This is a genomic window from Streptomyces sp. SID13666 (genome assembly GCF_010548325.1).
Taxonomy (GTDB): domain Bacteria; phylum Actinomycetota; class Actinomycetes; order Streptomycetales; family Streptomycetaceae; genus Actinacidiphila; species Actinacidiphila fildesensis.
Window position 1 is genome coordinate 1 of the sequence record NZ_JAAGLX010000130.1, and the last position, 958, is coordinate 958.

Sequence of the window (958 nt, forward strand, 5' to 3'; positions counted from 1 at the left end):
GCCCAAGCGGTGGGCGCGGTCACGAAGTTGGTGCTCGCCGAACGCTCACCGCGGCCGGTGCTCGTCTCGCTGGCGCGGGCCGGAACCCCCGTCGGCGCCCTGATGCGCCGCTGGGCCAAGCACCGCCACGGGCTCGAACTGCCCCACTACGCCGTGTCGATCGTCCGGGGCCGGGGCATCGACGCCAACGCGCTGCGCTGGTTGGCCGCCCACCACGACCCCGCCGACGTCGTGTTCGTCGACGGCTGGACCGGCAAGGGCGCCATCACCCGCGAACTCGCCGACGCCATCAAGGAGTTCGAGGACTCCGACGGCATCACCGGCTTCGACCCGGAAATCGCGGTCCTGGCCGACCCGGGCTCCTGTGTCCGTACGTACGGCACCCGCGAGGACTTCCTCATCCCCTCCGCCTGCCTCAACTCCACGGTGTCGGGCCTGATTTCGCGGACCGTCCTGCGCGCCGACCTGGTTGGCCCGAACGACTTCCACGGCGCCAAGTTCTACCGTGAACTCGCCGGCGCAGACGTCTCGGTGGACTTCCTCGACGCCGTCGCCGCCCGCTTCCCGGAGGTCGCGGACGCCGTCGACACCACGGTCAAGGAACTGCTCGCCGCCGACCGGTCCCCGACGTGGGAGGGCTGGGCGGCAGTCGAGCGGATCAGCGAGGAGTACGAGATCCACGACGTCAACCTCGTCAAGCCCGGCGTCGGCGAGACCACCCGGGTGCTGCTGCGCCGTGTCCCCTGGAAGATCCTGGCCCGCGCCGGAGCGGGCGCCGACCTCGACCATGTACGCCTGCTCGCCGAGCAGCGGGGCGTACCCGTCGAAGAGGTGGCCGAACTCCCTTACACCTGCGTCGGGTTGATCCACCCCAAGTACACGCGGGGCGCGACCGGCGCCGACGGCAAGGCGGTGTCGGTATGAGTCCCATCAGCCCCGTGCTCGTCGCCAGCGATCT

At 70.9% G+C, this 958-nt stretch carries 1 protein-coding gene; it reads left to right on the forward strand.

What is annotated here, in order from left to right; translation table 11 throughout:
* Positions 1-924 (forward strand): cysteine protease StiP family protein (locus tag G3I60_RS43700; protein ID WP_164608551.1); only part of this gene is annotated, 924 nt, incomplete at its 5' end.
* Positions 925-958 lie beyond the last annotated feature (34 nt).